This is a genomic window from Pseudofrankia sp. EUN1h (genome assembly GCF_001854645.1).
GTDB lineage: Bacteria > Actinomycetota > Actinomycetes > Frankiales > Frankiaceae > Pseudofrankia > Pseudofrankia saprophytica.
The window spans coordinates 77,643-99,586 of sequence record NZ_MBLN01000051.1 but is presented as its reverse complement, the minus strand read 5'-3'; the positions used below and the strand labels follow the sequence as shown (position 1 = coordinate 99,586).

The following is a 21,944-nucleotide window of genomic DNA, read 5'->3' as shown; positions in this document are numbered from 1 at the left end:
CGCGGGTCTGGGACGCCCCGCCCCGCGATCAGGCGGGGCGGGGCGTCGCCAGGTCGAGGGCGTTGCCGTGAAGAACCAGGCGGCGGTCGGCGGGGGAGAGGGGCTTGGTCTCGGGGAGGTAGTCGAGGGGGTGCGGGAGCGCCTCGATGTGCGGCCAGTCGGAGCCGAAGACGACGCGGTCGGCGCCGACCCAGCGCACGACGGACTCCAGGTCGTCCTCCCAGAACGGGTTGACCCAGACGTGGCGCCGGAAGATCTCGACCGGGTCCTCCGTGAACCAGCCCGGCAGTTTCTTCGCCTGCGAGCGCGCCTTTCGGAACAGGTCGGGGAGGAACTCGGCGCCGTTCTCGACCGAGGCGACCCGCAGGTTCGGGTACCTCGCGAACTGGTTCGCGAGCAGCATCGAGAGCAGGTAGTCGTGCACCGCCTTCTCGATGGCGAAGCTCGCGATCGTCGGCCCGTAGCTGGTGCCCGAGAAGCTGAAGCTGTGCCCGCCGCCGGCGTACCCGTCGGTCGAGACGCCGCTGTCGCCGGCATGCACCACCAGCGTCAGCCCGCTCTCGTTGAGCCGCGCCCAGAAGGGCGCGAACATCTCGTCGAAGGGGCTGTGCAGGCCGGTCGCGGTCGTCGGCGCCGCGGCGCGCATCACGATCATGCGGGCGCCCTGGCCGATCGCCCACTCCAGCTCCTCGACGGCCCAGTCGACGTCGGCGAGCGAGAGGTACGGCGCGGCGATGATCCGGCCCTGGTAGTCGAAGGTCCAGTCCTCGGCGAGCCACCGGTTGAAGGCGCGGAAGGTCTTCGTGACCGCGACCGGGTCGTGCCGCAGCGGCTCCTCGTAGATCATCCCGAGGGTCGGGAAGAGGAAGCAGCCCGCGAGGCCCTGCTCGTCGAGGACCCGCAGCCGCGCGGCCGGGTCGCGGTACTCCGCGCGGATCGGCTCGCTGTCGCGGATCAGGTCCAGCGGGTTCACCTTGTTCGGGTTGCCGCGGAAGTACTCGGACAGGCAGCCGGGCCTGGAGATCGGGTCGAACGTCGCGTTGGACACCGCACGGCTGACCCGGCCGCCCAGCACGTGGTACTGCCGGCCGTTGATGGTCGCCCACTGCACGCACCTTGGCCCGTCCCGCGGGTCGAGGTGGCGGGTGAAGGCGTCGACGGCCTCGTAGTAGTGGTTGTCCGCGTCCCACACCGGGTGCCCGAGCTGGTCCACCCTCGAATCTTAGAACGCGTTCTATTTGATGCGCCCGTACTTCGCGGGGAAGTCGCACCCGAGAGTTCGGTTGCCGGTGGGTCCAGTCGTCGGAGTGTCCGGTCGTTCGGTCGCCGGAGCCTCAGCCCGCCGGAGCCTCAGCCCGCCGGAGCGCCGGAGCGCCTGCCCGCCGAGGCCGTTCAGGTGCCGCGGGTCCGGGTGAGGGCCAGCTCGCCGGCGCGCACCTTCTCGAGGTTCGCCGCGACCGCGTCGACGACGTGGGGCACGCCAGCGGCCAGCTCGTCGGCGGACTCCTGATACTCGGCCAGGTCCTCGACGCCGGCCGCCGCGAGCAGCCCCATCGGGTCGGCCAGGCGCTGGCGCAGCCAACTGATCGGGTCGGCGGTGAGGCCGCGGTCGAAGACGCGGCCGCCGGGCTCGTTGTCGGTCATCGTCGGGTGGTGGTGCACCCGGTCGCGGCTGCCCGGCCCGCGCTCGACGGACTCGAACAGGTCGACGCGCAGCAGCGACGTGTCGACGACGATCCGCTGCGACGCGTAGATCGTCCCGCGCCACGGCTGTGGCTCGACGAGCCGCAGCTCGAGGCGCACCCCCCGCTCCGGCCCGTCCTGACCCGGGGCCGGGTCAGGGTCGACGAAGTACATGTCCCGAACCGTCACCGCCAGCCGGTCGAAACAGAAAACGCTGAGCATCTCCGACCTCCTTTTCGCCTCGCCAGCGTCACCCGCCGGCGCGTGAATGTCGACCCGTGTACGGTCGGCGCGGCAGGTCGCGGTCGGGCATCGGGGAGACGCGGGTCAGGAGCCGGTGAAGGCGGGTTCGCGCTTCTGGAGGAAGGCCGTCGGGCCCTCGACGGCATCCTTCGACCGCATCACGGCGTTGCCGTGGCGCTCCTCGATGGGGAAGGCCTCGGCCTCTGGCAGGCATTCGGTCTCGCGGAGGGTGGCGAGGATCGCCCGCACGGCGAGCGGGCCGTTGCGGGCGATCCGGTCAGCGACGTCGCGGGCCTTCGCCAGCGCCTGCCCGTCCGGCACGACATGGTTGACGAGGCCGAGCTCGTGGGCGCGCCGGGCGGGCAGGTCCTCGCCGGTGAGGAGCATCTCCGCGGCGACGGCGTAGCCCAGTTGCCGTCGCAGCCGGACCGCCGACCCGGCCATCGGGAAGAGTCCGCGCTGCACCTCGGTCACCCCGAACACGGCGCTCTCGCCGGCGACACGGATGTCCGTTCCCTGCAGGATCTCGGTGCCGCCGGCGCGGGCATACCCCTCGGCGGCCAGGATGACCGGCTTGGTGGGGCGGTACCTCTTCAGGTAAGCCTTCAGCGAGATGCCCGGGTCGTCCTGCAGCCGGATGATCCACTCGTTGTCCCGCACCCCGGCGCGCAACCGGCCGATCTCGGCCAGGTCCATGCCCGCGCAGAACGTGCCGCCCCGCCCGGTCAGGATCGCCACCCGCAGGGTGTCGTCCTCGTCGAGGCGCCGCCAGGCGTCGTACAGGCGGCAGAGCACCTCCGCGTTCGTCGCGTTGCGCTTCTCGGGCCGGTTGAGCGTCACCGTCAGCACCGGCCCGTCGGCCTCGACGAGAACCACCGGCTCCGTCCCGGGCTCAGACAACGGGTCCTCCCAGCAAACTAGAACGCGTTTCAGTGACAGGCCCGGACGATATGCGACCCTCCGGCCACCCACAAGCGGACCGGGGAAGCCGTGGTGCTCGGGCGATTGAGGTGGTTGAGGCCGCCCGGTCCGGAATGGTTCGCCGGTCGGGGGACGGCCGGCCGGGTTTTGGCGTTGACTTGGGGCATGCGCTACGTCACGGGGCTCGGGGACGCCGTCAGGAGCGGGAAGAAGCTCTCGAAGATCGGGCTGGGGACCTGGCAGTTCGGGTCGCGGGAATGGGGCTACGGCGCCGACTACGCGGACCGGGAGGCCCGCCTGATCCTGCGCCGGGCGCTTGAGCTCGGGATCACCGTGATCGACACCGCCGAGATCTACGCGTTCGGCCGCAGCGAGCGCATCGTCGGCGAGGCACTACGCGAGGCCGGCGAGGAGGCGACCGAGGGCGTGTTCCTCGCGACGAAGCTCCTCCCGCTGGTGCCGGCGCCGGCGGTCGTCGAGCAGCGCGGCGTCGCGAGCGCGCGGCGCCTCGGCGTCCGCACGATCGACCTCTACCAGGTGCACCAGCCGAACCCGATCGTCGCCGACTCCGTGACGATGCGCGGGATGCGCCGGCTGCTCGACGTCGGGCTGGTCGGCGAGGTCGGCGTCTCGAACTACTCGCTGGCCCGGTGGCAGGCCGCCGAGGCGGCGCTCGGCTCGCCGGTGCTGTCCAACCAGGTCGAGTACAGCCTCGTCCGGCGCGCCGCCGACGACGCGCTGATCCCGTACGCGCAGCGCACCGGCCGGTTGATCATCGCATACAGCCCGCTCGCGCAGGGCCTGCTCTCCGGCCGCTACGACGTCACCAATCGCCCGTCCGGCGGCATCCGGGCGACCAACTCGCTGTTCCTGACCGAGAACCTGGCCCGGCTCGCCCCGCTGCTCGACGTGCTGCGCGAGGTCGCCGCGGCACACGACGCGACCTGCGCCCAGGTCGCGCTCGCCTGGGCCATCCACCAGCCGTGTGTGATCGCCATTCCCGGTGCGTCCAGCGTCGCCCAGGTGGAGGCCAACGCGGCCGCCGCCGATCTCGAGCTCACCGACGACCAGTACGCCGCCCTCACCGACGCCGCGGCCAGGTTCACCCCGCTCACCGGCCCGTCCGCCTGGGCCGCCCTGGCCGCCGAACGCCTCGGCCGCGGCAACCGCTGACGGGGCGGTCAGCCCGCGGGGCGCGCCGTCAGCTCTGGTTCGGGGACTCCTCCGGGTCCCAGACCAGGTGGAATGGCCCGCGGACGTCGGTGGAGTGGTGCACGGCCGCGGCCAGCGCCCTGCGGACCCGCTCGTCGGGCGGCAGGTCGGCGCTGCCGTGCAGCGAGCCGCGGGCGAAGTCCTCGCCGGCGCCGACGGCGAAGTAGTCGTCGACGCTGCGGCCGATCTGGAAGTCCGAGTCGATCCGGTAGAGCCGGCCCTGGATGCCGACCAGGAAACAACCGCCGCTCTCGTTGCCCGAGTCGTTGCGCGCGTAGCCGCCGTCGCGCAGGCAGTCGCGGACCGCGGCGACGAAGTCGGTCGCCATGAAACGGTCGACGTCCCAGGTGTGCGGCACCGGTGGGACCAGGCTGTAGCGCAGCAGCTGGCCCATTCGGAACGAGTCGGTGAATCCCATGACGTACGGCCCGTTGCGGAAGACCTTGGTGTCCGCGCGGACGGTCACCGACCAGCCGGCGATGCCGGCGCTGTCACCGCCGATCACGACCCGCCCGTTGTTCTCCACCCCGACGATGCAGGTCACGAAGGCGAACTCTATCGGGTTACGTCCGGGGATGTCCGCGGATTTCGCGCCGCTGCAGGCGGTCCTCCTGCCTTCGACCGGTCGGTGTCGCGGTGGCCCTTGCGGCGTTTCGACGCCGCGAGGGGTTGGGAGAGCGTGTTGGCGGGGTGGAGCTGTGGCTCCGCGTTGCTCTGGTCGGGCAGATCGCGATCGTATGGCGATCGGGGCGTTGTTGCATGCGACACTGCGCCGGTGGCGACGACCGGCTCCCAACGCCCCGAGCGCCCGGCGGACCCGCCGGCGAATCTCGGCGTGGGACCGGCCGCGGTCGGCGTCTCGCCGCGGCACCAGCTGGTCGTCGGCGACCCGACAGCGCTCGCCGACGCCTACACCCGCCACGGCGACCGACTGCTCGCCATCGCCGCCGCCGGCGGCCAGCCGCCGCTGGCCGCCGCGGCCGTCGCGCGCGCCGCGCTTGTCGAGGTCTGGGAGCATCCGCTGCGTTTCCCGGCCGACGACGACGCGCTCGCCCAGGCACTGGCCGCCGAGGTCGGCCGGCTCGCCACCGAGCGGTCGCGGGCAGCCGACGAGCCGGCGCGACCGGGTGGGCCCGAGGCCGTGCCAGGGTTCCTGCCGGATTGGCGAATCCGATCGGGCAGGTCTGGGGCCCGCTCTCGCCCGGCCCGGCCGTCGACCGGCCCGATGGGCGAGGTCCAGGCCGACCCACGGACGGCGCTGCTGGCCGCGGCGCTCGCGCGGCGGCCAGCCGTCGCGGCCGCGCCCTCGTACGCCGCCCCGTTCGCCGCCTGGATCGCGGCCGTCGACCGGGTGCTCGCGGAGCTCACCCCCGGCGACTGGGACCGCCCGACGGACGGCGACGGCCGCACGCCCCGCGAGGTGGTCGCCCGCCTCGCCGGGCTGGACGCCGCGCTGGCCGGCGCGATCGGCATCCCGGTCGCCGGCGTCCTCGCCCACCCGGCCGCCGACGACCGGGAGCAGGGCATCCCCCGTGCCGGCACCGGCCTCGGCGGCGCAACGGTGCCGGACGGCGAAACCGGGTCGACGGACCAGGCCGAGCCGGGCGCCACCGCCGGCGGTGGCGCCGGCGCGACCGCCGACGGGGTCGGTGCGGCACGCGCGGGCGGCCAGGCGACCCGGACGGGGCCGGGCCGGTCGGCCTCCTACTGGCCGGCGGTGTTCTGGCCCCCGGTGTTCTGGCCGCCGGTGCTGCTGTGGCAGACCTGGCACGAGGGCGCGCGCGGTCTGTGCGCGTGGCTCGCGGGACGGGAGCCGGAGTCGGCGAGCATCCTGGTCGACGCGCTCGGCTGGACGGCGCCCGTCGAGGACCACCTGACCTCCCGCATGCTCGCCACCTGGCTCGACGGGGACGCGCTCGCGGCGGTGGCCGGAGTCCGGCTCCCCGCGCTCGACGCGGCCGAGCTGCGCGCCGCGACCACGCTCGCGCTCCACCGGATTCGCTGGCGACCGAACCGCGGAGCCGGCCTCGCGGACGGCCCGCTGGCGCTGACGCTGACCACCGGCCGCCCGGCGGGGCGAGACCAGGGCCCGGACGACCGCGACGCCGGTGCCGACCGCGACCGCGACCGCGCCGACCGCGAGCGGCCCGGGGACGACCCGGTCGTGGTCGGCCGCTGGCTGGTCGGCCCTGGCCGTCCGCCGCTGGTGGCGCCGGACCCGGCCGCCGGCCATCCGCCACCGGTGGCCGAGCTGCGGCTGGACGTCGTCGACTTCTGCCTGCTCGCGGCCGGCCGGCGCACCCCGGCGGAGACCGCCGCGTGCGTGACCACCGTCAGCGGCGACCCCGCGGCCGGCCACGCCCTGCTCGCCGGCGCCGCCGGGGTCCTGCCCGCCTGACGGTGACGGCGGGCCGACCCAACCCGCGCCGCGCGCCTGATCCACCTGGCCGCTGTCGCCTGACCGACCCCCGCTGGCGGCCCATGGACGCCGCCCGGTACAACGAGTGCCGAATAGAAGTTCAGGGTGGTACTCCGCTCGGTCGGAAGGTTTGCGCGATGGGAATGAAGCGGTTCATGTCTCGGCTCGGCGTCGGGGCCGCCGAGGTGGAGACCGTGCTGGACCACGACCAGACGAGGCCGGGGGCGGTCGTCACCGGCACGACGACGGTGACCGGCGGCAAGGTCGAGCAGCGCATCGAGTCGATCACGGTCGCGCTCGAGGCGACCGTCGAGATCGAGCGCGACGACAGCACCTACTACGAACAGGTCCCGTTCGGCACCCAGCAGATCGGCGGCAACCTGACGATCGCGCCCGGCCAGCAGGTCAACGGCCGGTTCCAGCTGCCGGTCCCGTGGCAGACGCCGATCACCGACGTCGGTGGCTGGCACCTGAAGGGCATGAAGGTCGGCGTCCGCACCAGGCTGGCGATCCCCGGCGCGATCGACCCCGGTGACCTCGACCCGGTCTCCATCCACCCGCTGCCGATCCAGGAGGCGGTGCTCGCCGCGCTAGGCGACCTAGGCTTCCACTTCCATTCGGCGGACGTCGAGAAGGGCCACGTCGGCGGCTCGTCGCTGCCGTTCTACCAGGAGATCGAGCTCAAGCCGTCCGGCGAGTACAGCCGCCGGATCAAGGAGCTGGAGGTCACCTTCCTGGTAGACGACCACGGCATGGACATCGTCCTGGAGGCCGACCGCCGCGGCGGGCTGCTCCACTCCGGTGGCGACGCGCTCAGCCGCCTGCGGGTCGGCCACGGCGACCTCGACCGCGGCCGCCTCACCCACCAGATCCAGGAGCAGCTCCAGCACCTCGGCGCCCGCCGCGGCTGGTTCTAGCTGTCCTCGCCGGTGCCAGCACCGGCGCCGGCGGTGAGCGCGGCCGGGCTGAGCGCGGCCCGGTCGAGCTCACCGCCGGCCAGCGGGACCGCGACCGTCTGGACCACCTGGTCGGGCGGGCGCAGCCGGCGTTCCCGCTGGGAGCGGTAGATCTCCGCGGGGACCATCGGCCTGGCGGCCGCCGCGTCGGCGAGCTCGCGCCAGCCCGGCTCGGACGCCGAGTAGGCGAGCTCCCCGAGTCGGCACACCCGCAGCGCGTTGCCCATCGGCTCGACCTGGGCGACGGCCTCGGCGACGCCATGATGCGCGGCGTAGAGAGCGTCCCAGGCCCGCCTGGCGTGCGCGAACCGCTGGTCGGTGTCGCGCAGCCAGCCGAGGCCGCGCGCCTCCAGCTCGGCCCGCACCCACCGGCCGGCCGCGTCGGCGTCATCCCCCGGCGGGTCGCCTGACAGCAGCGCCGCGAGCCGGGCGTGCGGCGCGGCGACCTCGGTCAGCGGCCCGAGGTCGAGCCTGCGGTACCAGCGGACGGCGGCGGCCGGGTCGGCCAGYTCGTCCGCGATCTCGCTGAGCCGGACGCGTCCGGGCGCGGTCTGCGAACGTGGGTCGGCGAGAAAGAACCRCCGGCCCACGACGGACCGAGTCACGTGGGGCGCCTCGTCGCCCTGATGGAGCGCGTCGTGTCTATGGTCTGGGTCTTCCTGGTGGTGCGGACCACGGTCGTGAGGCATGGGACCACCCACGCAATCCTTGGGCCATCAGGGGTGCGAAAAGTATATTTTCGCGCTTCCACAGAGCTGTGGCAGCGGTTATTGCGTATTTCGGCTCGGCATCGGCGACCGCCGTGCGATACCGGCGATCGTAGTGCCCCTGCTCACCGGGCCCGATCACCGCCGCGGTGTCCGCTGTACGACACCTCGGGCCTTTGGGTCTGATCCGCACCCGCTACGACGCCTCATCGGCGCCCGCGTAGCGGATGGAGACGTCGCCGGAGCTGGATCTCACCTCGATCCGGCGGGATGACCGCGGGTCGGCGGCGACCCGGACCGAGTCGCTCCCGGACGAGGTGTGCGCGGTCGCGTCATACGTCTCCGAACCGGATGGCACGGTTACCCGGACGTCGCCGGACGACGTCGCGGCCTCCACGTCCGTCGGCGCGACGGTGAGGTTGACGGTCACGTCCCCCGACGACGAGTGCGCGTACACGGTCTGGGCGCGCAGGCGGGTGGCGCGCACGTCGCCGGACGACGTGGTCAGCCTGGCCGTGCCGGAACAGCCGTCGGCAACCACGTTGCCCGACGAGGTGTGCAGATCGATCGAACCGGTCAGGCCGACCGCCCGGACGTCGCCGGACGAGGATCGCGCCACGACGGTCACCCCCGCCGGGACGGCCAGCCGCAGCGTGGCGTCGCAGCTGAGCAGCAGTTGCCAGGAGCAGTCGGTGTGCACCCGAGCCGTGTGCCCGTCGATGTCGACCTTCAGGGCGGGCGGGTGGACCGTGCCGGAGAGCCTGGCGTCGACGACCGCCTGGTCGCCCGCGGCGGCGGTGAGGGTGAGGTTGCCGGACGACGCCCGCACCTCCAGCCGGTCGACCGACGCAGGCAGGGTGACGTGCTCGTCGCGCCGTTCCTGCCCGGTGGTCAGGTTGACGGCCTGCAGACCGGCGCCGATCGCCAGCGCGACGGCGAGCAGCGCCCCGACGACGAGCAGCGTGCCGCGGGCGCCGCGGTGCGAGGCCGCTGGCGCTGGCGCTGGCGTGGGGGTGGCCGTGGCGGTGGACGTCGGGTCGGCCGTGGCGGCCATCGTGCGGTCTCCCTCGGAGGCGGGCCGGGTGGCCGGCGTGGGGACTGGCTCGGGCTGGTTCAGTTCTGGCATGGCAGGTCCAGTCGCAGGGTCGTGCCTTCGCCGGGGGAGCTGCGTACCGAGAGGGTGCCGTCGACCGCGAGGGCCCGGTCGCGCAGCCCCGACAGGCCGGTGCCGCCGCGCTCGTTCGCCCCGCCGTGGCCGTCGTCGCTGACCTCGACCGCCAGTCGGCCGTCGACCCGGCGCGCCGTGATCCGCGCGGACGCGGCGTCCGCGTGGCGGGCCACGTTCGTCAGCGCCTCGGCGACGAAGAAGTAGGCGACCGCCTCCACCTCGGCCGACGGCCGCGGCGTCACGTCGACCTCGAGCGTCACCGGAATCGGGCAGCGGGCGGCGAGGCCGGCGAGCGCGGCGTCCAGGCCCCGGTCGGTGAGCACCGCCGGGTGCAGGCCGCGGGCGAGGTCACGCAACTCGACGAGGGCGCGCTTGGTCTCGGCGTGCGCCTCGGTGACGAGCTCGTGCGCTCCCTGAGGGTCCTCGGTGAACCTTTCCTGCGCCCGGCCGAGCGTCATCGCGACGCTCACCAGCCGCTGCTGCGCGCCGTCGTGCAGGTCGCGCTCGATCCGGCGGCGCTCGGCGGCCGTGGCCGAGACGATGCCGGCGCGGCTGGACTCCAGGTCCGCCACCCGCTGGGTCAGCGCGGCGGTCTCACTGGGCGAGAGCATCCTGCGCCCGATCGCCAGCTGCAGGGCGGCGAGCCCGCGGGCGAGCCACGGCGCGGCGAGGAGCGCGACGACGCCGACCACCACGTGCACGGCGACGGAACCGCCGTAGCCGAGGTCCAGCCCGACCAGCCGTCCGCCGTTGCCGAGGAGGTGCCCGTAGGCCGGGAACAGCAGGAACGCGAGACCTCCGCCCCAGGCGGTAGCGACGATCCAGCCGCCAGCCCAGCCGAGCACCGGCAGCACGATCAGCGCCCACAGGAGCTCCAGCCAGCTGCCGCCGGCCGACATCCGGGCCCACATCCGCGACCAGGCCCGCCCGATCCTCCCGGCCGGCGTTCCCGCGGGCACCGGCTTCGCCCGCAGGCGCAGCCGTTCGCCCAGGTAGGCCTGGTACCGCCACGACTCGAACCGCGCGAACTGGTGGGCGGCGGCCAGCGCCACCCACAGCAGCGGCAGCCCGATGACGATGAAGAACGAGGACGACACGCCGGCGATGCCGAACGCGAGCGTCACGGCGAACGTGACCGTCCCGAAGAGCAACGTCTGCGCGGTGAACACCGTCGCCAGCCAGTTGCGCCGCGAGTAGGTCGCGCGCAGCGCGGCGGCCAGGGCATGCACGGGAGCCCCCGGGGGGCGTGGCCCGGCCTCGAGGCCGCCGCCGGCCGGGCCGGTCATCGGGCCCACCCGCCGGTCCCCGGCTCGGAGGCCGCCGAGGCCGGCCTGTCCGTGCCCGCGCGGGGCTGCGCCCGCCGGGGGAGTCGTCGCGTCGTCATATCGTTCGCGTCCCGCTATCTGTCGTCGCCGGCGCGCGTCCAGCGCGCGCCGTCCGTCCCGTCAGCCGGAACGTCGTCTCGACCGTAGATCGCCGTGCCCGGCCGCACGACCGCGCAGACCCACCAATCCGTACTGGGGAAAACCTCACCCACGAGCCTCCGGGTCACCGCCGTCCCGCCCGCTTCCCCGGACGCGGAGCGGAGACGATGCCTGTCCGGTCAGCAGGGCGGCGGGCGCGGTGTGGGCCCGGAGACGTGGCGGAAGTGACCCGGTTAGCCCGCATACTGACCACCCCGCGACGGCGGTGCGTGACCGGCAGGCACACTACGGGTGTGACCTCGCGACTGACCGGAGCCATCCAACTCCCGGATGGCACGTACATCCGAGGCCGCGGGCGCAGGGAGGGACTGCCGGGCGGGCCACTCCCCGAGTTCGGGCTCTATCTCGGACGGTCGCGGGGGCTGCCGCGGCGGGCGTCGGCGCGCCGAGCCGTCGAGCAGGAGCCGGCGTGGGCGGCGGCGTGGCTCGACTGGCCGGACTTCCGGACGCCGCGCGACCCCCGGGCGGCGGCCGTGGCGATCAGGCAGGCGTACGCGCTCGCCCGCGCTGGGCAGCGGGTGGAGGTCGCCTGCGGCGGCGGCACCGGCCGGACCGGCACCGTGCTGGCCTGCATGGCGATCCTCGCCGGCCACCCGGCGACCGACGCCGTGGCCTGGACCCGGCGTCACTACCGCCCTCGCGCTGTCGAGACCCCGGGCCAGCGCCGCTGGGTCGGCTGGTTCGCCGCCCTGGAAGGCGACGAAGGCCAGTCCGACGAAGGCCAGTCCTGAGCGGCCCGGAGGCCGCGTCGCGGCGGCGAACTCGCGGCGGCTCGTGGGCGCGCGCGTTGGGGTCGGATGGCCCGGAGCGGGGGACGGGCGACGCCTTTTGATGCCGGTCAGGCGGTTCGCTGATACGACAGGGGACGACGCGGGTGCCGGCGGCCGTGCCTGGTGGAGCCGGCGCCGCTCCGGGTGGGCACGAGTCGTGAGGCGGTGGGGCGCATGGCGGCTGGAGCTGGGGCGGCCGGCGAGGCACAGGCGGGTGATCGGCTTCCCGCGTTAGCCGGGGTCCGGGTCCTCGAGGCCTCGGTGACCCGGGCCGGCCGGGTCGCGGGGATGCTGCTCGCGGACCTTGGGGCCGACGTGGTCAGGGCACGGTTCGCGGCTCCACCCGGCTCGACGCTGGCCGACAAGCCGGCCGAGCCCGACGAGCTGGCCGCGGGGCTGCTGTGGGACCGGGGCAAGCGCGTCGCCCGGATGACCGCCGAGGACGTCGCCCGGCTGGCCGGCGGGGCGGACGTGCTGATCGTCGACCACACCCCCGGCCGGCTGGCCGAGCTGGGACTTGACGCCGCGACCCTCGCCGAGCGGCACCCGGGGCTGAACCAGGTGTGGCTGCCGCCCTACGGCGAGCACGGCGAATGGCGCGAGGTCGCCGAGGACCCGCTGCTGCTCGCCGGCCTCGGYGGGGCCGCGGCCCGCAACCCCGCGACGCGCGACTGCCCCGTCGCTCCCGTCGCCGCGACGATCGTCCAGCTGCACGGCGCCCTCGCCGCCGCCGCGGCCGTCGCCGCGCTGCTCGGCCGGCGCCGGGAGGGCGGCCGCGGGCATGCCGTCACCGTCAGCGGGCTGCACGCCGCCGCCGCCCAGCTGGGCATGATGACGCAGGTCGGCCTCGACCAGCCGGTTGTCAAGGGCAACCGCTCGGGCCGGGGCGTTCCGTTCTGGCGTATCTACCAGGCCGGCGACGGCCGCTGGCTCTACCTGGCCGCGCTCGTACCGGAGATCTTCTTCCGTGCCCTGGACGCCATGGACCGGATGGACGTCCTCGTGCTCCCAGGCGTCGACGGCGACTGGAACAAGGTCCTCGTGTACGACGAGGGCGGCCAGCTGGTCGCCGACGAGCTGGAGAAGGAGTTCCGCAAGCGGYCGCTGCGTGAGTGGCTCGACCTGTTCGCGTCCGCCGACGTGCCCTGCGCGCCGATCGCGACCCGCGCCGAATGGGCCGACCGCGACATCACCGAGGCCAACCGGAGCTTCGTCCAGCGCCAGCACCCCGCGCTGGGCACCGTCAGGATGCCCGGCTTCCCGGTCGACCTGGGCGGCACCCCCGCGACCCCCGGCGCCTTCGCCGTCACCGGCCTGGATCTCGGCCCCGACGACGAGCTCTGGCGGGCCCCTGAGACGTCCGCCGCCGAGACGTCCGCCGCCGAGACGTCCGCCGCCGAGACGCCTGCCGCCGGTGGTGCCACCGGCACCCGCGGGGGCGAGCCGGCCGCCGGCGACGGCGCGGACCTGCCGCTGCGCGGCGTCACCATCGTCGACCTGTCCTCCTACCTCGCGGGACCCCTGATCGGGGAGGTCCTGGCCGACTGGGGCGCGGACGTCATCAAGGTCGAGCCACCGGACGGCGACCCGTTCCGCGCGTTCCCGATGTCGGTGCTGGTCGCGAGCCAGCACAAGCGCGACCTGGCGCTCGACATCGCCCGCCCCGGCGGCGCGGACCTGCTGCTGCGGCTGCTCGCCAGCGCGGATGTCCTCGTCGAGAACATGCGGCCCGGGCGGCTGGAGAAGCTCGGCCTCCCACCCGAGCGGATCGCAGCGGCGCGGCCCGACCTGGTGCGCTGCAGCGTCTCCGCGTACGGCCACGCCAGCGCCTATGCCAGCGCGCCCGGCTTCGACCCGGTGTTCCAGGGCCTGTCCGGCCTCGCCGACGCGCAGGGCGGGGACGGTGACCCGGTGCTCACCCCGATCCCGCTCAACGACACCGGCACCGGCGTGCTCGGCGCCCTCGGGGTGCTCGCCGCGCTCTACGCCCGCGACCGCGACGGCGCGGGCCAGCGGCTCAGCCTGAGCCTGGCGAACACGGCGACCTACCTGCAGGCGCCCGAGCTCACCGAGTTCGCCAGCCGCCCCGAGCCGGCCCGCGGCGCCACCAACTTCCCCGGCCCCACCGGCGGGCACCGCTACTACCGGTGCGCCGACGGTTGGATCGCCGTCGCCGCGGTGACCGCGGCGCGGACCCGCGACCTGCTCGCCGCCCTCGGGGCCCTCGGCGGCGACGGGGTCCTCGAGGCCGACGAGCTCGTCGACGCCGTCGCCGCGGCGTTCGCGGCGCGGACGGTCCGGACGGCCGCGGCCGAGCTCGCGGCGCGTGGCGTTCCCGCCGTCCGCGCCGTCATGGGGGATGACCACGTGACCGACGAGCACCTCGGCGCGAACGGCTTCACCCATCTCATCGACGACCCCCGGTTCGGCCGGTTCCACGTCGTCCGCGGCTATGGCACCTGGAGCCGCGACGCGGGCCGCCCGCCGTCGCGTTCCGTGCTCGTCGGCCACGACACCCGCGAGATCCTCGCCGAGCTCGGCTGCCCGCCCGCCGAGGTCGAGGCCCTGTTCGCGGCGAGGACGGTCGCGGACATCGACCTGCGTGACGTCCCCGAGGGCTCCCCCTACGGTCCACCGGCCCCGCCGTCGTCCCGCGCGGGCGGCGGCTGACCGGCCGCGGCTAGGACGCCGGGTCGGGGGAGATGAACTCGATCCGGTTGCCGACCGGGTCGGGGCTGTAGAAGTGGCGGTGACCGGGGAAGTCGTGCGACCAGGTCACCGCGACGCCCGCGGCGGCCAGCCGCTCGGCGAGCGCGTCGAGGTCGCCGACGAGGATCGCCGGGTGGCCCTTGGTCGCGGGGGTGAAGGCCGGGTCGACGCCGACGTGCAGCTCGAAGCCCGTGCCGCGGAACCAGGCACCACCGCGGGCGGCCAGCGGCGGTGGCTTCGGCACCTCGGAGAGGCCGAGGAGCCCGGCCCAGAACGCCCGGCAGGCATCCTCCGCGCCGGCGGGGATCGCCAGCTGCAGGTGATGGAGACCGACGAGGCCCGTGAACGGTTCGTCGACGGCGGTGGCCGTACTGGCGCTGCTGGTCACGCGGCTGCCTCCCTGAACGCCCTGTCCCCGCGGCCCCAGCCTAGGTTCGTCGCCCCGTCCGTGTCCGGTCCGCGCCCTGCCCGTGCCATGCCTTCGGACGGCTGTCACCCACCGCGACGGTGGCCACTTCTCCAGGCCTGACCGCGTCTTCCTGCCTATATTCGCCTTCGTCGGCAGGCGATGGTGACCGGACGACGGAGGTGTGCGGATGGCCGGTCTGGTCCCGCTGGTCGACCTGTCCGGATGGCGTGCCGGCGGCGCCGACCGCCGCCGGGAGATCGCCGCCGAGGTCGACGACGGCTGTCGGCGGGTCGGCTTCCTCGAGATCGTCGGGCACGGCATCGAGCCGGCGACGATCGAGGCGGCGCTGGCCGCGCTCGACACCTTCTGGGCGCTGCCCGCGAGCCTGAAACTGCGCTATGTCCCCGCCGACGTCATGACGAACCGGGGTTACAGCCCGCCGCGCGCCGAGTCGCTGGCCTACAGCCTCGGCGTCGACGCCGGTCCGGACACGTTCGAGGCGTTCAACACCGGCCCGGAGGGCTGGCCCGCCGGCGACCCGGTCTACGAGCGCGAGCGCGACGGCGTCTTCGCCGCGAACCTGTGGCCGGACGAGGTTCCGGCGCTGCGCCCGGCACTGACCGCCTACTTCGGCGCCGTCGCCCGGCTCGCCCGCCGGCTCGCCGAGATCTTCGCCGTCGCGCTCGGGCTTCCCGAGGGCTACTTCGCCCCGTTCACCGACCACTCGACCGAGACCCTGCGCGCGCTGAGCTACGTGACCGCCGCCCGCCCGGACGCCGGCGAACCCGGGGAGCCGGCCCGGATGGGCGCGCACACCGACTACGGAATCCTCACCGTCCTCTACGGCGACCGGGTGCCCGGCCTGGAGATCGTCGGCCCCGACGGCGTCTGGCACTCGGTCGTCCCGGGGCCGGGCGGGCTGCTGGTGAACCTGGGCGACCTGCTCGCCCAGTGGACCAACGACCGCTGGCGCTCGACTGTGCACCGGGTGGTGCTGCCCGCGCCGGTGGCCGGCCGCGCGACCCGGCGCCGTTCGATCGCGTTCTTCCACGACGGCAACCACGACGCCGTCGTCGAGTGCCTGCCCACGTGTACCGGGCCGGACGACCCGCCGCGTTACCCGCCGGTCGTCGCGGGCGAGCACCTGACCGCGAAGCTCGTCGCGCCGCGGCTGCACCGCCCGACCACAGCCACCTCGACGCTGGGCGACCGAACCGACGCGGTAACCCCGTGACCCGGTTTCCGGTCGCAAGCAGCGGCTTTCCGCTTCCTTGACGACGCGACGTCGCAGAGAACCACCAACCTGAATCCTCCGCGGGGAAAGCTCGTTGGAGGCTCGTCGCGCTGTTTTCTCGCCAGGGAAAGAATAGGTGAGCGTAAGTCGCCGCAGAAGGCGGAATTGATTTAGGCGGCATATCCCGTGTTTGCCGTTTCCTGTCGATACTCTTTATGGTTGGCGGCATGCCGAGTGGGGAACATGAGTCGCCGCTGGAGCTGGCCGAGCGGAATCCGGAGGTCCTCGTCTGGCTGCTGGAGAAGCTCTTCGACGTCAAGGTGGTGGACTATCACCACGCCCGATCGCAGCCGACCGAGGTCCGGAAGCTGGTTCCCAGCACCTATCGCGCCGACGGGATGACGCTGCTGTGCGATGCCACCGACAGGTCACTGCTGTCGGTGGTGCTGGAGGTCCAGCGTGACTGGGACCCGGGCAAGCGCTGGACCTGGAAGACCTACGTGGCGCACCTGGAGGCAGAGCTGGAGATCAATGCCGCGCTGCTGGTCTACTGCCCCGGCCCGACGGTGGCCCGCCGTTACCGGGACCTGTTCGAGTCGGACGGTGTAAGCCTGCACCTGCGCCCGCTTCTGTTCACGCCGGGCGATGTGCCGTTGGTGGTCGAGATCGAGCGAGCGCGAGCCGAGCCGGCGCTGGCTCTGTTCTCCGTTCTCTGCCACGGCGGGGACGCCGACATCGAGGCGGCCTTTCCCGCTCTCGCGGAGGCGCTGCGGGCGCTCGGCCCGAAGAAGAGGCCCTTGTATCATGAGATCGTTCTGGCTGGGCTGCCAGCGACGCTCTGGGATCGGTGGGAGATGTATGTGAACAGCGCCCTTGGTCGCCCGTACCGCAGCAAGCTGCTCGGCGAGACCGCCGCTCGCGCTCACGCCGAGGGCAAATCAGAAGGCAGGGCCGAGGGTGAGGCTCTCGGCGCGGGGCGAATGCTCCTGACCGTGCTCGAGGAGCGCGGGATAAATGTCCCCGACGATGTCCGCGGGCGGGTCCACTCCTGTACGGACCTGGACCAGCTTGACACGTGGTTCCGCCGCGCGATCACCGCCACCACCATCGACGACGTCATCCGCGAACAGCCCGGACGCGCTCGACGACAGGAATGCGCCTGACGTACGGACCTGCGCCTGTCAGGCCAGGAGGGTGCCGCCCTCGACGGCGAGGATCTGGCCGGTGACGAAGGCGGCCGCGTCGGAGGCCAGGTAGACGACCGCGGCGGCGATCTCCCGGGGTGTCGCGGTCTGCCGTTCGAGGACCGTACGGCGCCCGATGCTGGGCGAGTCGCCGCCGTTCGCCCGTTTCGCGATGACCCCGTCGGCATGCCAGCGGCTGCCCGCGCTCACGTCGTTCGCCCAGTCGTCGGGAAGCGTGCCGTAGGGGGCGACGGCGTTGACGGTGATCCCGTGCGGCCCGACCTCCTTGGCGAGGATCTTGGTGAACGTGTGTACCGCGCCCTTCATCGCCGAGTACACGGCCAGCGTCGGGTCGCCGATCAGCCCCGCCGTCGACCCGATGTTGATGATGCGCCCGGAGGCTCGGTTGATCATGCCGGGCAGCACGGCGTGCGCGCAGTTGAGGGTGCTGGTGAAGTTCAGGTCGATGTCGCGGCGCCAGGTGTCCGGGTCGGACTCCACGAAGTAGGCGAAGGCGACATTGCCGCCGACGTTGTTCACCAGCAGGTCGACCGCGCCGAACCGTTCCTCGACCGCGACCACCATCCGGCCGACCTGCGCGCGGTCGACGACGTCGACGGAGTGGAACACGGCGTTCTTCGCGCCCGCGGCCAGGGCCTGCTCGCGCACCCGCTCGCCCGCGGCCGCGTCTCTCGCGGCGATCACGACGTTCGCGCCTTCGGCAGCCAGCGCCAGCACGATGCCCCGGCCGATGTTGGAGTTCCCGCCCGTGACGACAGCCGTCCGCCCCAGAAGACCCGTGTCCACGCCGAACCTCGTCTCTGTGAACGCCCCTTGACCCCCGCCGCGAGCGTCCTCATACCAGCACGGATCGCGGCCGCCCGCACTCATTGCGGCCCGTGCTCCGGATCGCCGGGCCGCCGCCAACCGGCGGGGGGTCGCGAGGCTCGGCCGGACGTGGCGGGCGGTCCTATGATCGGATTGTGGTCAAGGCTTCGCCGACGGGCCAAAGCGCCAACCCGGCCGTGATGGGCCAGGGCGCCAGCCGGGCCACCCGGGGCGTAACGATCGAGGAAGCCACCGCGGTCGACCCGGCCTCGCGGACCGGCGAGGTCCAACCGGTTGCCCGGGCGGTGGCGGCATCGGCTGACGTGCCAGCCGTAAGTGACGCGTATGCCGCGTTGGAGCGGGGCGCCTTCGCCGAGGCGGAGGAACTGGCGCGCCGGCGCGCCAGGCTTGTCGGCGACCCGGCCGGGCACCTCTTGCTGGGCCAGCTCGCCTACCTCGACGGCCGGCTCGACGAGGCGCGCGGGGCGTGGGAGCTCGCCTTCCGCGGGCTGCGCGACGCCGGCGAGCCGCGCGCGGCGGCTCGGGTCGCGACCGAGCTCGTCGACCTGTATGCCGGGCTGCTCGGCCAGCCGGCCGTCGGCAACGGCTGGGCAGCGCGCGCTCGGCGGGTGCTCGAACAGGTCGGGCCGTGCGTGGAGTGGGGCTACCTGGAGCTCGCGCGGATAGCCTGCGACCGGCCCGACATCGACGACCTGCTGCGCGGCACCGAGCGCGCCCTCGCGATCGCCGCCGAGTTCGCCGACCCCGACCTGCACACGAGGGCGCTCGCTGRCAGCGGCCTGGCCCTCGTCAGCCGCGGCCGGGCGCGGGATGGCTTCGCGCGCCTCGACGAGGCGCTCGTCGCGATCACGGCCGGCGAGGTGCGCGACGCGGGCGTGATCGGCCGCAGCTTCTGCTCGCTGCTGTCCTCCTGCGACCGTGCCGGCGACCTCGCTCGCGCCGAGGAGTGGATCGAGCTGGTCCGGACCGCGCTGCTCGACCGCTTCGGCGGCCGGCCGCGGGTGCTGCACGCCCACTGCCAGGCGGCCTACGGCTCGCTGCTCTGCGGCGCGGGCCGCTGGGCCGAGGCCGAGGAGGCGATGCTGGCGGTCCTCGGGCCGGCCGGCGCGTGGGCCGGCTACGGCCACCGCGCGGACACCGCCGCCGCGCTCGCGACGATGCGGGTCGCCCAGGGCCGTGTCGACGAGGCCGCTGAGCTCATCGTCCCCTACCTCGACCGGCCGACGACCCGGGCTCCGAGCGCCGCCGTGCACCTCGCCCGAGGCGAGGCCGACGTCGCCGCCGCCGTCGTGCGGCGCGGGCTGCGCGAGTTCGTCGGCGACCGGGTACGTGGCGGCGAGTTGCTGGACCTGCTGGTGAGCGCCGAGCTGGCCCGCGGCGACCTGGCCGCGGCGGACGACGCGGCGCGCCGGCTCGCCGAGCTGGCCCACGCCGCGGACGGCGGCGTGCTCGCCGCTCGGGCGGCGCTCGCTCGCGGCCGGGTGCTCGCCGGCCGAGGCGACCACGGCGGCGCCGTCGCCGCGTTCGAGGACGCCCGGGCCCGGCTGGCCGGCGGCGAGCGGCCACTGCTGGCGGCGACCGCCGGCCTGGAGTGCGCGCTCGCGTACGCCGCCGCCGGGCGGGCGGACGACGCGGCGGTGGACGCGGGGCTCGCGCTCGCCGTCCTCGAACGGCTAGGCGCCGCGCCCGGCAGGGACCGGGCGCTCGCCCTGCTGCGCTCGCTCGGTCCCGCTGGGCAGGCCGGCCGCCGGGCCGCCGGCGGCCCGGCGCGGCGTCCGGACTCGCTGCTGACGGCGCTCGCGGCGCTGACGGCGCGCGAGCGTGAGGTGCTGGAACTCGTCCGCCAGGGTCTGAGCAACGCCGACATCGGCGCCCGGCTCTACATCACACCCAAGACCGCCGAGCACCACGTGGGCCGGATCCTCGGCAAGCTGGGTGTGCGCGGCCGCGCCGAGGCCGCCGCCTTCGCGGAAGCGGCCCGCCACGGCCCGCCTCCTGGCGCCTCGACCTGACCTCCTCCGTCAGGCCGCGGCGAGGGCGTCGGCGTAGGCGGTGGCGAGGGCGCGCAGCTCGGCGCCGCCGTCGCCACGGAACGAGGAGCCGTGCATCAGCGCGAGGGTGGTCGGCTCGAGATCGGCCAGCCGGTGCAGCGTCGGGACCAGCCCTGGCCCGCCGGCGGTGGAGTGGAAGATGGCCTCGGCTTCCATCGCCGGGCCGACCACGCTGTCCTCGAGCAGCGCCGGACCGTCGCCGACATGGGTGAACAGGTCGCCGGCGAGCAGCGTCCGGGTTGTCTCGTCGTACCAGAGCGCCGCCTCCCAGTTGTGCGGGACGTGCGGGGTGGGCAGGAACCGCAGCCGGTGGCCGCCGGTGTCGAGCACCTCGTCGGCGGCGAACGCCCGCGCCGGCCGGTCGGCCAGGTCGTCGACGGACACCATGACGGCCAGCTCCCCGTGCGCGACCTGAGCGTCCGGCGCGGCGGCGAGCCAGTGGTTCATCGCGCCGCACTCGTCGGCCTCGACGTGCCCGAAGCCGACCCAGCGCAGGTCTGTCGGCTTCACCAGCTTCGTCACCGCGGCGTGTACCAGGGGGAACAGCCCGCGCATCCCGGTGTGGAACAGGAACGGCTGCTCGTCGCGGATCAGGAACTGGTTGAACGTGAACCCGGCGGGCGTGACGTCGGGGACCCAGGTCGAAAGCCGGAACGTGTCCGGTGCGATCTCGTCGATCGTGGTTTCCATGGCGCGACCTCCTTGTCGGCGGCAGCGGGTCTCGTGCCCGCGGCTGGCTCGCGGCGCCCCCCCTCCCGGAACGTCCGCCGTGTGCCACCGTGACTGTCTCGCCGACCGCGCCCGTCAGGCGTCGGGTGGATCCCCTATCCGGCCCCCTAGGTTTCTGACGCCGGCGTGTGAGGCCCGGGCCGGTCTGGTGGCGGCGTCCCGCGCCCCGCGCCCCGCGGGCCTCAGGCCGCCGCGAGCTCGGTCCGCAGCCGCAGCGCCCGCCGGGTGACCTCGGCGAGGACACGCTTGGTGACCGCCAGCTCGGCGGGGTCGAAACCGCCGAAGACCTGCCCGCCGACCCGTTGCACCGAGGCGAACACGGCCGCGTGCAGGTTCGCCCCGCGCGCGGTCACGCTCACCGGGCCGGCGCCGTCGAGTCCGGTGAGCAGGCCCGCGCCATCGAGGCGGCGCAGCAGCGCGTCGACCTGGTCCTCGTCGCGGCGCAGCTGGCGCTGGCTCGTCAGGAACGCCCGCAGCTCGGGGAACGTCATCGGCGGGCGCAGTGTGACGACACGCAGCACGACGTACTCCTCGGCGCTGACCTCGGTGCCGGCGACGATCGTTTCCAGAAGGCCGTGCACCGCGCCCTCGGCCTCGCCGAGGTCCTGGCCGGTCAGGGGCGGCGGCCCCGCTGGTGTGGTCATGTTCCTGCTCCCTACCTGTCGTGATGGTTCTCGTTCGGGATCGGTGCGGGCGGCGGGCGGCGGCGCGCCCAGGAGCGTCCGCAGGGTGTCCGCGAGCTGGTGATCGGTGGCGCCTCCCGGGCCGCCGATGGGCGCCAGCAGCTCTCGGTGCAGCCCCTGGACCCGCTCGACCGCGGCGGTGGCGGTCTCGACGCCCTGGGGGGTCAGCGCGAGCTCGACGGCCCGGGAGTCGCGGTCGCTGGTGGCGCGGGTGAGCAGGCCGGCCTGCTCCAGCGCCCGGGCGAGCTTGGACACGAAGATCGGCTCGAGACCGGTGTGATCCGCCAGCTCCCGCTGGCTGGGCCGCGCGCCCGAGTCCCCGGTCATGCCACGGAGTGACGCGAGCAGCGAGTACTGCGCGTGGGTCAGGCCGAGGTCGGCGAGCACCCGGTCCACCCCGGCGCGGAACTTCATCGTCACCCGCCACAGCAGGAAGCCGGTCGTCGCCCGCTCGATCATGCTCACACAAAAAAAGTACATGGCAATAATGTCCATGGCAACTATCTGAGGAGCGTTCGAAGGAGTAGCCGTGA

At 74.1% G+C, this 21,944-nt stretch carries 19 protein-coding genes; 8 read left to right on the top strand and 11 right to left on the bottom strand.

Going from position 1 to position 21,944, the window contains the following annotated elements; all coding sequences use genetic code 11:
- Positions 1–28: 28 nt before the first annotated feature.
- The 3 genes from BCD49_RS17050 to BCD49_RS17040 all read right to left on the bottom strand — a co-directional run bounded on the left by BCD49_RS17050 (position 29) and on the right by BCD49_RS17040 (position 2,826).
- On the bottom strand, positions 29–1,213 hold the full coding sequence (locus tag BCD49_RS17050; RefSeq protein ID WP_007516136.1) for an amidohydrolase family protein: 1,185 nt from the start codon (positions 1,211–1,213) through the stop codon (positions 29–31).
- A 179-nt stretch (positions 1,214–1,392) separates the two neighbouring features.
- The gene (locus BCD49_RS17045) at positions 1,393–1,905 is read right to left on the bottom strand and encodes a hypothetical protein (protein WP_007516135.1); all 513 of its coding nucleotides are present in this window, start codon (positions 1,903–1,905) and stop codon (positions 1,393–1,395) included.
- Between the two features lie 105 nt (positions 1,906–2,010).
- Positions 2,011–2,826, bottom strand: a complete 816-nt coding sequence (locus BCD49_RS17040; RefSeq protein ID WP_007516134.1) for a crotonase/enoyl-CoA hydratase family protein — start codon at positions 2,824–2,826, stop codon at positions 2,011–2,013.
- A gap of 186 nt (positions 2,827–3,012) precedes the next feature.
- On the opposite strand from BCD49_RS17040, the gene BCD49_RS17035 reads away from it, so the two are divergent.
- Positions 3,013–4,020, top strand: coding sequence for an aldo/keto reductase (locus BCD49_RS17035; RefSeq protein ID WP_027141252.1), 1,008 nt, complete (start codon positions 3,013–3,015; stop codon positions 4,018–4,020).
- Between the two features lie 28 nt (positions 4,021–4,048).
- On the opposite strand, the gene BCD49_RS17030 is transcribed toward BCD49_RS17035, so the two are convergent.
- Positions 4,049–4,603, bottom strand: a complete 555-nt coding sequence (locus tag BCD49_RS17030) for a hypothetical protein (RefSeq protein WP_007516131.1) — start codon at positions 4,601–4,603, stop codon at positions 4,049–4,051.
- 231 nt (positions 4,604–4,834) lie between these two features.
- On the opposite strand from BCD49_RS17030, the gene BCD49_RS17025 reads away from it, so the two are divergent.
- Both BCD49_RS17025 and BCD49_RS17020 read left to right on the top strand, forming a co-directional pair.
- Positions 4,835–6,457: a hypothetical protein gene (locus BCD49_RS17025; protein ID WP_007516130.1), complete on the top strand. Its 1,623-nt coding sequence runs from the start codon at positions 4,835–4,837 to the stop codon at positions 6,455–6,457.
- Positions 6,458–6,615: 158 nt separating this feature from the next.
- A complete protein-coding gene (locus BCD49_RS17020) occupies positions 6,616–7,395 on the top strand; it encodes a sporulation protein (RefSeq protein ID WP_007516129.1) in 780 nt (259 codons plus the stop codon).
- Here BCD49_RS17020 and BCD49_RS17015 read toward each other — a convergent pair.
- From BCD49_RS17015 to BCD49_RS17005, 3 genes are all read right to left on the bottom strand, one after another.
- Positions 7,392–8,039 carry a hypothetical protein gene (locus tag BCD49_RS17015; protein WP_083401513.1) on the bottom strand — a complete coding sequence of 216 codons (648 nt, stop codon included), beginning with the start codon at positions 8,037–8,039 and terminating at the stop codon, positions 7,392–7,394. The two genes, BCD49_RS17020 and BCD49_RS17015, sit on opposite strands and share 4 nt — an antisense overlap.
- 298 nt (positions 8,040–8,337) lie before the next feature.
- Entirely contained in the window at positions 8,338–9,195 is an 858-nt protein-coding gene (locus BCD49_RS17010; RefSeq protein ID WP_232794357.1) for a DUF4097 family beta strand repeat-containing protein, read from the bottom strand.
- Between the two features lie 59 nt (positions 9,196–9,254).
- Positions 9,255–10,595 carry a sensor histidine kinase gene (locus tag BCD49_RS17005; RefSeq protein WP_007516126.1) on the bottom strand — a complete coding sequence of 447 codons (1,341 nt, stop codon included), beginning with the start codon at positions 10,593–10,595 and terminating at the stop codon, positions 9,255–9,257.
- A 431-nt stretch (positions 10,596–11,026) separates the two neighbouring features.
- Between BCD49_RS17005 and BCD49_RS17000 the strand changes: the two genes are divergently transcribed.
- Positions 11,027–11,524, top strand: coding sequence for a protein-tyrosine phosphatase family protein (locus BCD49_RS17000; RefSeq protein ID WP_035931118.1), 498 nt, complete (start codon positions 11,027–11,029; stop codon positions 11,522–11,524).
- Positions 11,525–11,737: 213 nt separating this feature from the next.
- The gene (locus BCD49_RS16995) at positions 11,738–14,233 is read left to right on the top strand and encodes a CoA transferase (RefSeq protein WP_071041663.1); all 2,496 of its coding nucleotides are present in this window, start codon (positions 11,738–11,740) and stop codon (positions 14,231–14,233) included.
- A gap of 10 nt (positions 14,234–14,243) precedes the next feature.
- Here the strand turns inward: BCD49_RS16995 and BCD49_RS16990 are convergent, their stop codons facing one another.
- A complete protein-coding gene (locus tag BCD49_RS16990) occupies positions 14,244–14,660 on the bottom strand; it encodes a VOC family protein (protein ID WP_007516122.1) in 417 nt (138 codons plus the stop codon).
- A gap of 208 nt (positions 14,661–14,868) precedes the next feature.
- On the opposite strand from BCD49_RS16990, the gene BCD49_RS16985 reads away from it, so the two are divergent.
- Positions 14,869–15,915 (top strand): isopenicillin N synthase family dioxygenase, encoded by a 1,047-nt coding sequence (locus BCD49_RS16985; protein ID WP_007516121.1) that lies wholly within the window; start codon positions 14,869–14,871, stop codon positions 15,913–15,915.
- A gap of 227 nt (positions 15,916–16,142) precedes the next feature.
- Positions 16,143–17,078: a hypothetical protein gene (locus tag BCD49_RS16980; protein ID WP_027141251.1), complete on the top strand. Its 936-nt coding sequence runs from the start codon at positions 16,143–16,145 to the stop codon at positions 17,076–17,078.
- An 18-nt stretch (positions 17,079–17,096) separates the two neighbouring features.
- Here the strand turns inward: BCD49_RS16980 and BCD49_RS16975 are convergent, their stop codons facing one another.
- Entirely contained in the window at positions 17,097–17,906 is an 810-nt protein-coding gene (locus BCD49_RS16975) for an SDR family NAD(P)-dependent oxidoreductase (protein ID WP_007516119.1), read from the bottom strand.
- 176 nt (positions 17,907–18,082) lie between these two features.
- Here BCD49_RS16975 and BCD49_RS16970 point away from each other — a divergent pair, with 176 nt between their 5' ends.
- Positions 18,083–19,960, top strand: coding sequence for a helix-turn-helix domain-containing protein (locus BCD49_RS16970; protein WP_071041662.1), 1,878 nt, complete (start codon positions 18,083–18,085; stop codon positions 19,958–19,960).
- Between the two features lie 9 nt (positions 19,961–19,969).
- Here BCD49_RS16970 and BCD49_RS16965 read toward each other — a convergent pair whose 3' ends face one another.
- Complete coding sequence (locus BCD49_RS16965; RefSeq protein WP_007514310.1) at positions 19,970–20,689, bottom strand: MBL fold metallo-hydrolase; 720 nt, start codon at positions 20,687–20,689, stop codon at positions 19,970–19,972.
- Between the two features lie 221 nt (positions 20,690–20,910).
- Positions 20,911–21,906, bottom strand: a complete 996-nt coding sequence (locus BCD49_RS44135; protein ID WP_198939445.1) for a MarR family transcriptional regulator — start codon at positions 21,904–21,906, stop codon at positions 20,911–20,913.
- Positions 21,907–21,944 lie beyond the last annotated feature (38 nt).

Coding starts and splice junctions, on each gene's coding strand:
- BCD49_RS17045 (WP_007516135.1), bottom strand. CDS start 1,905: ATGCTCAGCGTTTTCTGTTTCGACCGGCTGGCGGTGACGGTTCGGGAC.
- BCD49_RS17035 (WP_027141252.1), top strand. CDS start 3,013: ATGCGCTACGTCACGGGGCTCGGGGACGCCGTCAGGAGCGGGAAGAAG.
- BCD49_RS17020 (WP_007516129.1), top strand. CDS start 6,616: ATGGGAATGAAGCGGTTCATGTCTCGGCTCGGCGTCGGGGCCGCCGAG.
- BCD49_RS17010 (WP_232794357.1), bottom strand. CDS start 9,195: ATGGCCGCCACGGCCGACCCGACGTCCACCGCCACGGCCACCCCCACG.
- BCD49_RS17005 (WP_007516126.1), bottom strand. CDS start 10,595: ATGACCGGCCCGGCCGGCGGCGGCCTCGAGGCCGGGCCACGCCCCCCG.
- BCD49_RS16985 (WP_007516121.1), top strand. CDS start 14,869: ATGGCCGGTCTGGTCCCGCTGGTCGACCTGTCCGGATGGCGTGCCGGC.
- BCD49_RS16980 (WP_027141251.1), top strand. CDS start 16,143: ATGCCGAGTGGGGAACATGAGTCGCCGCTGGAGCTGGCCGAGCGGAAT.
- BCD49_RS16965 (WP_007514310.1), bottom strand. CDS start 20,689: ATGGAAACCACGATCGACGAGATCGCACCGGACACGTTCCGGCTTTCG.
- BCD49_RS44135 (WP_198939445.1), bottom strand. CDS start 21,906: ATGGACATTATTGCCATGTACTTTTTTTGTGTGAGCATGATCGAGCGG.